At 61.4% G+C, this 9,580-nt stretch carries 7 protein-coding genes; all 7 read right to left on the bottom strand.

Annotation, left to right across the window (positions count from 1 at the left end; translation table 11 throughout):
• The coding region (locus AC1DOC_RS21370) for a hypothetical protein (RefSeq protein ID WP_478130443.1) at positions 1–724 on the bottom strand (724 nt) is incomplete at its 3' end.
• Positions 725–1,499: 775 nt separating this feature from the next.
• The gene (locus AC1DOC_RS21365) at positions 1,500–3,863 is read right to left on the bottom strand and encodes a hypothetical protein (protein WP_478130442.1); all 2,364 of its coding nucleotides are present in this window, start codon (positions 3,861–3,863) and stop codon (positions 1,500–1,502) included.
• On the bottom strand, positions 3,763–4,503 hold the full coding sequence (locus tag AC1DOC_RS21360) for a DEAD/DEAH box helicase family protein (protein WP_478130441.1): 741 nt from the start codon (positions 4,501–4,503) through the stop codon (positions 3,763–3,765). Before AC1DOC_RS21360 ends, AC1DOC_RS21365 begins: the two co-directional genes overlap by 101 nt.
• Positions 4,500–6,377 carry a phospholipase D-like domain-containing protein gene (locus AC1DOC_RS21355; protein ID WP_478130440.1) on the bottom strand — a complete coding sequence of 626 codons (1,878 nt, stop codon included), beginning with the start codon at positions 6,375–6,377 and terminating at the stop codon, positions 4,500–4,502. The genes AC1DOC_RS21360 and AC1DOC_RS21355 overlap by 4 nt, the downstream gene beginning before the upstream one ends.
• On the bottom strand, positions 6,370–7,683 hold the full coding sequence (locus AC1DOC_RS21350) for a DUF6361 family protein (protein WP_478083252.1): 1,314 nt from the start codon (positions 7,681–7,683) through the stop codon (positions 6,370–6,372). The genes AC1DOC_RS21355 and AC1DOC_RS21350 overlap by 8 nt, the downstream gene beginning before the upstream one ends.
• 694 nt (positions 7,684–8,377) lie before the next feature.
• Positions 8,378–8,818, bottom strand: coding sequence for a hypothetical protein (locus tag AC1DOC_RS21345; RefSeq protein WP_478080467.1), 441 nt, complete (start codon positions 8,816–8,818; stop codon positions 8,378–8,380).
• A 53-nt stretch (positions 8,819–8,871) separates the two neighbouring features.
• The coding region (locus tag AC1DOC_RS21340; protein ID WP_478130439.1) for a hypothetical protein at positions 8,872–9,580 on the bottom strand (709 nt) is incomplete at its 5' end.

Raw genomic sequence — 9,580 nt, 5'->3', positions numbered from 1 at the left:
CACTGCGAACGCACGACTGCTTCTGAAGACCGAAGATGCTGTAAATATCCGCCGGGTCATAGGTGCCGGTTCCGTTGGTCTGACGGAGCCGATCGCGCGTATGCTTGAGCTTGTCCTGGTCAGGCGGAAAACCGCGCATTGCGCATCGCATGGAGTCCGCACTGTCGCATATGGACACGCAGTCGACCATCTCGATCTTCTTCATCTCCTTCAGTACGGGCGCGTCGGCGTGAATTTGGATGGCGTTCGTCAATGGCAGGGCCAAGCCCTTGTTGTCCAGGCTCGCGACCACGACCGATTGCATCTGGGCAATGGTCGTTCGATGCCTGGAGCGCATCGCGTCCGCGCTTTCGTCCAGGGCGGCAAAAACGCTCTCTTGAATGGAGGCGTGCTGAGGCTCTCGCCAGCCGCCAAGCATGAAATCCTTGTCAAAGCACAGCCCGCCAGAATTGCTCTTTTCTTCCTCGTAACCAAGATCGATGCCGTCATTCCGGTTGGTGACGCGCGCGGGCAGCGTATATTCCCGCCTCTCCCGGTCATCAGAGCCTTGCACCTTCCAGGTGACGGTAATCGACAGCCGCTTCGGACCAGGATTAATGAGCCAGTAGTGGCGATTGAGCGCACATCCATCCGCTTCCTGCCAAGTCCAATCGAACGTGGGTTGCGGATCCCCGGCACTGGGCGGTGATGGCCACTGGGTGTTTTGCCCCGGTGGTGGCTTCACCCGGCAGACGCAAAACAGGTCGCGATACTCGTTAGACGACGCGCAAGGCGTTCGGCACGTCAGGGCCGGCGCGTCCCCGTTACAGCCTGCGAGGAGCAACCACGCGCACGCAAAGAGAGGCCTGCAAAGCTGCATATTTCCCTCCGCCCGAGTCTTGAGCGTCAGGATTGTGCCTTGAAGTACGAAAAAAGAAAACATCGGGGCGTGTCACAAGACTAGGCCCCTGAAGCAGGCCTCCATGAAGCTGGCTGCTCTCGCTCTACTGCCATGCTCCGTAGCCCGCCAGGCAATTCATGGGGTCCGTCCTGCTGCCAGCCGCTTCGGGCACACACCGGCCAGCCACCGGGGCCGAAGGTAGTCGTAGGGACGTTGCCGGAATTGAGACGAGCGACTGCTTTCCGAAAGAGCGGTCATTTCCGCCGAATTGGCCTATGCCGGCAAAGGGCCTACCCGCTTTTCGCAAGCGACCGTCGTATGGCAGGTGTGCAGCGGCTGCGGTCCTTCACGTCGCTGAATTCGGCGCCTGATTGTGATCGGCCAACGTCGAAGCTCAGCGGGCGCGAAGCCGTCGGCTGAAGTGACCAGATGGACACAACTGCCGGCGTTGCGTTGAGCACTTGGATGATTCGCCCAATACCAATGGTCCGCCGTACCAGATGCTGAACCCCCGGCGAAAAACGCCCGTAGTTCCTTTCCGGCGGGAGCAGCCAAGCTGATTGCGGCCGAGAACGCGCGCCAGAGGAAGGTCCAGTTCGGCTGAGCGTTCCTCACCGAATCAAGCAGGCTTGGGCGCCTTTGAGAACTTGACCTGATTCTTCTGCTTCAGCTTCCAGGCACCTAACTCCAGGGAATTCTCCAGAACATCTTCTGGCGACGGCGGCTGCGTGGCATCGAGTTCATCGATGAGCCAGTGCGGCTCGGATGCTCCCAGCACCATGCGGTAGACCGCGCGACGTCGCTCAAGGCGAACACGCACGGCCGACTCCCTGCTGCCTGCACAGTGCAGGTACAACTGCATTGCCTCTGCACCCGGCGTGCACCACCACGGCGCCATGCCTCCGGACATGTCGGCGACCGCTGCTTGCTCCTCGGCTTGGGTCGCCAGCGCTATCCAAGGACTGCCACCCGCTTTGCCCATCGCATCGGTATCGACCTTCGATGACAGCGCGCGTCGAATCGCCAAGCCCGCGTAGCGATTCACTCGACCTTCGCGCTGCTCCAGTTCGACCGGACCTGGCGCGGGGTCCCAATGGGCCACCGTCTTGCACCATGGGTGGAAGTCGAGGCCTTCCTGTCCCACTGAGGTGGTGGTCAGGACCATTGGCCAGAACGGCGTGTTGAACGCATGCCGCACGACGTCAGGACGCGGGGCTTCCTCCTTGTCTTCGTCCTTGGCTTGGTGCAGCGGTAGCGCGACATTGCAACGCACCCGCGACTTGCTCTTGGCCGCCTTGGTTGTCTCGTGCAACACCGTTCGCCCACCTGACAAAGCGAGCGCAGACTGCAACTCCAGCAGGCGCTTCGGCCATGACTGAGAGTTCGTGGCCGACACGAACCACAGATGCTCGTCGAGAACGCTCTCAAGGTTGCCCTCGACGACAGCGTCGTGCAGAGCCGCTGCGAAGTCCTTGTGAAACCGCTTCGACCTTTGAAGCGCCGCTGCAAACCAGGGACGGTCCAAGTAGCGCCGCAGACCGCCGATGGCCAGACGCTGCAAGAGCATCCTCGGCGTGGTCAGGCGGCGCTTGTCCGCCCGCTTGCCTTCCTCGGTGCTGATAGGCTGGTCCCAATCGAGATCGCCGTCTTCATCGCGCCAGTGCCTCATGACCGCCCGAGCGAGCACTACCGCCGGCGAGTTCAGTGAAAGTTCCACCAGGGCATTGAGTTCGGCGCGGGTGATCTCACCCATCCTGTCTTTCGGTACGCCTGCTATGAAGCGGTCGAAGGCTGCGCCGACGAGGCTGGGCGTGGATTTGTCTCCCTCTTCGGCAACGATTGCATCGATCCACGCCCTGCGCGCCGCGCCGGCTGGGTTCGCCGGATCCGACGCCAGGTGCACCAGCCATGCCTCGACCGGCACAGCCTTGCGTTTTGACGCCGGGTTGTATAGCGTGCCGCGTTCACGGAGCGCCGCCTTGATTTGCGGAATGAGAGCCAACCGCGCGTCTTTAATGGTCTTGGGCAAGCCTTTCGTCAGCGGATCAATGCACGCAAGGAATTCGGATGCGAAGAAGAGGCGGAACATTCCTGGGCTGGCACCGCCGCTCTTGARCGTCGGTTTCGCGCCAGCACGATACTTAGGCTTGGCTCGTGAGCTCTTGCGGTTGTAGACACGCGCCTCGACGCTGTAGCTGATGACAGCGGAGACCGCACCGGGAACCGCGGCGAACCGACTGAAGACAAGTGCCTTGCCATCGATCAAGGACTGGTCGCCATTCCCGGTCCAGCCACCTTCGAGCGGCCACCACGGCACGGTCGGTCGCACCCAGGGAGCCATGAGCCGCTCGGGGGGAAGGGCTTGGAGAAGACCGCGCACCTTCGGGCTCATCCACTCCTGTTGCCGCCAGCTGTGCAGGGTCTTGGCAGTCAGTTCCGCGGTGGGCAGTTTCTTGGGCGCCGCCTTCCAGCACATGTAACGATTGCCGAGCGTTTGGGCAGCCAGTGGCACCGAGCTCCAGAGGGGTACTGCCCAGTGGGCGTGTCCGTCGCGCGGCACCCAGGTCGAGAAGGCGCGGAACGATCGGACGTCAGATGCCGTCAGCGGAATCAACGGCGGCTCGCCCACGAGGTCAGCGTCAGCAGTCACTGGACGCTCGGTGCGGCACATGATGCGGCTCAGTTTGGATGCCAAGTCCTCAAGGGCGGCCTTGGCGATGCCGGAATCGGGTGATCCGCGGCGAACCTCGGCCTCCCTCGTGCTGAAGGCCTCTCGGATTGACCGCATCGTCTGGCCGCGCTGGGCCGTTGACTGATTGCCCAGCAGAAACTCCAGCAGCCGGAAGAAGTCGTTGTCGTCGCTTGGATCTTGTTGCTTTACGTCAGGCGAGGGTCGGACCTTGCTGACTCTGGCCGTGGGCCGTAGTGCCTGGTAAGGTGTCGCCGACAGCAAGAGCAATCTGCCGCTGCTCTTCGCGGTCAAGATGTACGATGACCTTCAGCGCGACATGGGTCTTCACCGGACCCTGAGCCTTGATGCATTCGCGCATTGCCGTGCAAAACCTGCCGATGAACCGGGCGAACTTTCCATCGACGTGTCGAACTCTTTTCCTGGTCTCGACGCCATAGTCTTGGAGCAGGGCGTCGAAATTGCGGGCGTTCCAGGACAGCTCGTCCCTGAGCCACTGAAGGCTCGATCCGGCCTCGTACTCAAGAAGCGCAGCGGCGAACGCGCGTTCCTGGACTCGACCTCTGTGGCGGTGCTTTGCACCGGAGAAGGCCGTCCCCGGCGTCAACGAATAGATGCACAGTCGCGGGTGATCTGGCGCGGTGGTCAGCGGCAGTAAGCCAGGGCGGTCTGCTGACGCCCGAGCGCTCTTACGCTCCTCAACGTCCAGGTCGCCGAGCAGTTGATCCACGTTTTGGGTGGCAATCGATTGATTGGCGCACACGTACAAAACGGTTATCTTCTGGTTCGCAGACAGTTCCGACAGCACCTGCCTCGCGACGAGGGTTTTGCCCAGCCCGGGCTCGTCGGCTACCAAATAGCGCCTGGCGCTGGTTCGGTCGAAGGCGCGCAAGACTGCGGCAACCGTGGCTTCTTGAAATGGCTTGGCCTTCATTGCTTCACCAGTTCCTGTTCGACCGCATCCCAACTGAGGAGGAAAGCCTGTAGCTGTTGGTAGGTCTTCATTTCCTTCTTGGACGTTGGCTTGCACCGTCGCGCGATCTCGACGATTCGCTGCGTCTCCCGCAGCGATTCGGCATCACGAATCCAACTGCTCAGCACCGCTTCGATGCCCAGCAACGCGATCGTTTCCGACGTGATGCCTGGTGGGTGCTGCTTGTTCCATTCACGACGCTCGCCACCGCCATTGCCGCCGGCGGTCAGGCTGTCGTTGAGCAGGGAGATCACGCCGTCGATGCCCAGATAGGCATGCAGCAATGGGACGTCTCGGTCCGCACGCGACAGGCTGGGATCAAAGGGGGCGTGCTGTAGCCACTCGGATCGAAGCTCGCCGATCGCCAGTTCCATGCGAATGAGGTCGCCGTTCTCGTAAATTGGGGCGGTTGGCAATGCCATCTCCGTGGCGCCTGCCTCCCACGGGGTGAGCGTGTCTCCAATGCGCCCCACCCGGAGACGAGCATCTGCCGGCAGGGGCAGAGATGACTGGAGCGTCACGATGGCCACGCCGTCCTGCAGCTTCTGGCTGGCGACGAAGCTAGCCACCAGTGCCTTACGCACCTTTTCGAACTCGTCTTTCAGGTGCTGCTCAGGTTCAATCGGCGGCTTTTCTTCGGCGAGTTCGTGTTCAATGCAGAGATCGTCGAAGGCTTTCAATCCACTGCGCAGGCCTTCGCTGAATCCACTGCCCGGCAGCGACACAGAGGCGATCGCCAGGACTTCGGCGTTCCTCTTCCATCCGCGTTCCGTGAGATTGGTGCTGCCCAACCTCAGCTCGCCCCGCTTGTGCGTCTCGATCCAAATGAACTTGGCATGCAGGCCACGCCCTTCCGTCGCGTCCGCATCGGCATCAAGGCTGTGTGCTTCAGCATCGACGTCGTCATCTTCCTGATCGTCCTGGCCGGACTCAGGCAACTCCCGCAGGTCATATCGGCTGAGGGCGGCTCGATGGTGCCGTGCCACCTCAGACAGACACATCAACGTCGAGATCAGCCTGGGCCTGACCGACCGATGGGCAGGGGTCGCTGGTTGGTCTTTGAGAAGTTGCCTGACAGCCCAACCGTCAAGGAACGGCGACACGGCCAGAATGCTCCGTGCATCCTTCGGAGCCGGCTGAAGATCTCGCTGCAGATCGCCTCGCTTGAACAGTGCCAACTTGTCGATCCGAAGGCCGGCAGGGACCTGCCATCTCACCTTGGGTRGCTCCTGAAAGGCTTCTTGCCAGTTCGGTTGGACGTTGGCTTCGGTGGCGAGTTGACGAGTCAGTTCGATCACATCAGGGATATCTTCTCCTTTGCCACGGGCTTCACCAGTGAGCGTCAATGCCATATCCCAGGATTCGTCCCTCGTGAAATTCCGGCTGCCGATCCATAGTCGCCAGATTGCCTTGGCATTCGGGTTGCCCCGGCTGACGCACCGCACGATGCACACTTTGGGATGCCATGATGCGGAGCGCTCGTCGTACTTCACCGGCACGACGAATCTGTCCAGCATGTTCAGGATCGGGCTCGCGCTTCGCGGCCCGACCAGGCGGCCGTGCTGCAAAACGAAGTGCACGCGGTTCTGCAGGCGCTGCAGCGCACGCGCGAGCGCCAGTGACGACGATCCTTTGCCGTCGGCCGTGCCTTGGCGGATCATCGCCGCCAGCATCGCAACGAGCACCGCGCATTGCCCAGAGTAGGCCGAGCACAACGCGCGATCGACGACATAGCCTGCCGGCGGGGTCAGGATGTCCAGCAGAGACGATGTGGGCAAGTGTTTGGCTTGCGCTTCATCGTCGTCACCGAACCCCTCGTGTGCCGGGCTATTCATGAAGGTCTCGGATCAGGCGACTGACGTTGGGCCAACGGAAGTGGAGACGATTGGCCAGGGTGGAGCTTTCAGCAGAACGAGCCCACCGGCGCAGCTGCTGACTGGCGGCTGGAGTTCCTGTTAGTCGTGATCTGCCGAGCTTGCGGTCGTGCTCGACATTCGCGTAGAGCTTCCTAACCGATGCGTTGGGCAGCGCAGCTGAATCTCCCAGCCAAGTCTGTGTTGCTGAGAGGAGGTCGTATAAAGCGTCCTCCTTCAGTCCAAGGCCATGAGTGACCAGGGCATCCAGGTCTGCTTCCACTGCCTCTTCAGCCCATGCCGCACGACACTTCATCAGATGATGTCGGTGCTGGCGTGAGGTCAGGTAATTCTTGTTCTCACAGGCCTGTTCGACCATCGCGAGATAGACCGCACGCACGATGCCGCCCAGCGCAGAGATGTTGCGGGCGAGTGGGATGAGCGACGCATCTTCGGGCGGGACGCTGGTGCGAACCTCATCGTCGTTCCAGAAGTCCCGACCCACCGTCGGCCTCACCGGGTTGCGAGCCAGCGCTGCCAGGAAAGATTCACGCGCTTTTTCGCCTTCTAGCGTGGGCGCCTTGAGCGCGGCCAGTCGATTTCGCAGGTATCTTTTCTCGAGGGGCAGAAGCTTGAACGTCACTCCCTTTGGATCCTCCAGAAACCCGGGGGGCGGCAGGGGTACGTCGCCGAAATACCCCGGTTCCGTCGACAGGGATTGCCCATCCATGTCGGCGGCCGTGCGTGACTTGCGCTCCGATCCCAGCGCCTCCAGAACTGCCTCGCGCGAGGGCGCCGCTCGCATATAGTCGCGACCAAGAATTCCCCACGTCGCCAAGGCCGACCAATACGAGAACGACGCGGGCTGGGCCGCATACTTTCCTTGCTCGTAGACGCGCGAGCCGATGACGCCTGTGTCATCCGTGTCGGCCGCTCTGTTCTTGAGCCCAAGCTTGAGCTGCCCGGTCAAAGTGAACTCGAGTTGCGCCAGTTTCTGGATGGCATTGCTGCTGCCGGCTGCACTCTGCAACAGCCAGGGCACGAACAACGTGTATCTGAGGCGCGTGTGCAGCACCGAAGTTCCAGGAAACAGCCTGTCAGCGAAAGCCTGGTGGATCGAAAGCAGTCCGAGCTCGTCGACCACGCCGCGCTGTCTGTCATTCAGCAGCGCCTCGGCTTTGGCCACTTCCGCTCGGGAAATCAGAACCCAGCCTAACGCTGGCTGCTTGGCTTTGGGCGCCGATGGTCGAGTGTGTGTATTGGTGTTTTTGGAAGAAGTCGGTATCACCAAGCGCCTCCTTGTAGCTTGTCGAATCCAAGCATATTAGAGTCGAGCAGACGCTCTTCTAACGGCCAAGCAGCGCGTGGAAACCTCATCCGACGCTATTTTTCTGTCCCTAACCGCAGAGCCCCGTGCGTCACCTGCCACTGATCCGCTTCGGTTCATACTGCTGCACTGAGGTGCTTCAAAGCGGACGTTGGGTGAATTTCGGCTCACAGTCTGAAGCTTTAGAACCCGGTTAGCCCCAGGCCGGGCTATTCCTGGCTGATCGGCCTGCTGCTCGATATTTGCCTGCCGAGCCTTTTCGCGGATAGGGTCGCCGGCAGGGGCCGCTCATGGGGGGTTAGGTCGTCTCCGATGTGGATTCGCCAGCGGCAGCGTTGAGTCGGAGCAAAGGAGCATGAGCGCCTCCTGCAGCAGACGAGCCGCCTGCAGGGCTCGTTGATCGGTAGGGTCGGCGGTGACGCACGCGCTCGATTCATGGTTGGTTTGGGCTCGCATGGGCATTGCCTTTCGATTCTTCCGCAGCGCATCCAATGCCGTTGCGGGACGTCCATAGGTTGCCGGGGATGTCTGGTGAGACCAACTCGCTGTAGCAATGCGAAGCGTACTGGAACGGGACGTGCGAATCGGAAAGGGCGTTCAGCACATGCCGAACCTTCGTGCACTCTGAACCAGAGTCGGTGTGGGCCGGTACCCTTCAATTTCCTCCCTTCTTCCTTTGCAGCAGAAACGCCCTACGTTCAGCGCACGCTTCGGCGGCTTGCTTCAATTCGGCATAGGACTTTGCTGCGATTACCGATCCGGAAGGATTCTTCACTTTCGGGTTCAAGACGACTGCGTAGTAGGTGGGCGGGGAGCGGCGCCCGCTATCGCGAAAGATCTGTACCTGCATGCCGCTGTGCATGTACTCTTCGACGATCTGATCATGGTCCGAGGGTTCCGAGTGCGGAATCTGCGCCTTCACATGACGCGCTCCATCTTCCGCTGCGATCGGGAAGACGTTCAGTTCCAGAACCCTGGCATTCAAGCCCACCTGAATTGCCGATCGCAGTGCGGCCTTGGTTGCGTCTGCACCCTGATCCGCGAGCGGGTTCATTTCGATGAGAACGTGCGCAAGGATTCGGCGGTTTTCGGCCATGTCGGGTTCCGATCGTTTCTGCGAAGGTTGGTGATGTGGTCTGGGGCGGCGCTTCACGCCGGCCACCAAAGCGGCCGTTCCGGCTGCGCCGCTTCGGCACGCAATGCGTCGGCCAGTTCATGCACGGGGTCCTTGAGGCTGCTTCGCACGAGTGCGATCCATGTGCGCAATGCGTCATCCTCGGGTTGATCGCCGGCGATACCCTCCAGGCGCGACAGCACATCCAGAGCACTGTGATAGGTCGCCAGGGACTGGCCGACCGCGACGGAGCGAGGCAGTTGATTCGCCCGCGCTTCCCGGCGCTGCGCACGCGCCTGCTCTGCGGCCACCGCGATGTTGTGAGCCTGGGCTGCTTCCCGCTCCTGCTGTCGTCGGATGGCGGCTTCTTCGGCCACCAGCTTGGACCTGAGTGCTTCGGCTTCCGGGAAGGCGATCAGGGCGCGTGTGATCTCTGGAAGCTGTTGCTCCAGCTGCTCACGACTGCCTGTCCATTGGCGGGCGATGACGTGCCAATCTCTTTCCAGCTTCAGCTTGTAGCCATCGACGGCCCTGTATTCGTCTCGATGAAAGAGGAAATCCTGACGCTTGGGTTGAACAATCTTTTCCACCTGTTCGGAGAAGCTCAGCCTGATGGCGCCGCCCGCGCGCCGGATTTCAACCGTATTCGATGCGTCTCCCCGGCCAGCGGCGATCTGGCAACCTCCGGCGATCAGTCTCCGGATGAGCGCTTCGTGGAAACGGAGAATCCAGTCGATGTGGGTC

It is taken from the genome of Variovorax sp. 01T439_2 (assembly GCF_056398445.1).
Note: the sequence above shows the minus strand (reverse complement) of the source record. Positions and strands in the feature narration are given on the sequence as shown.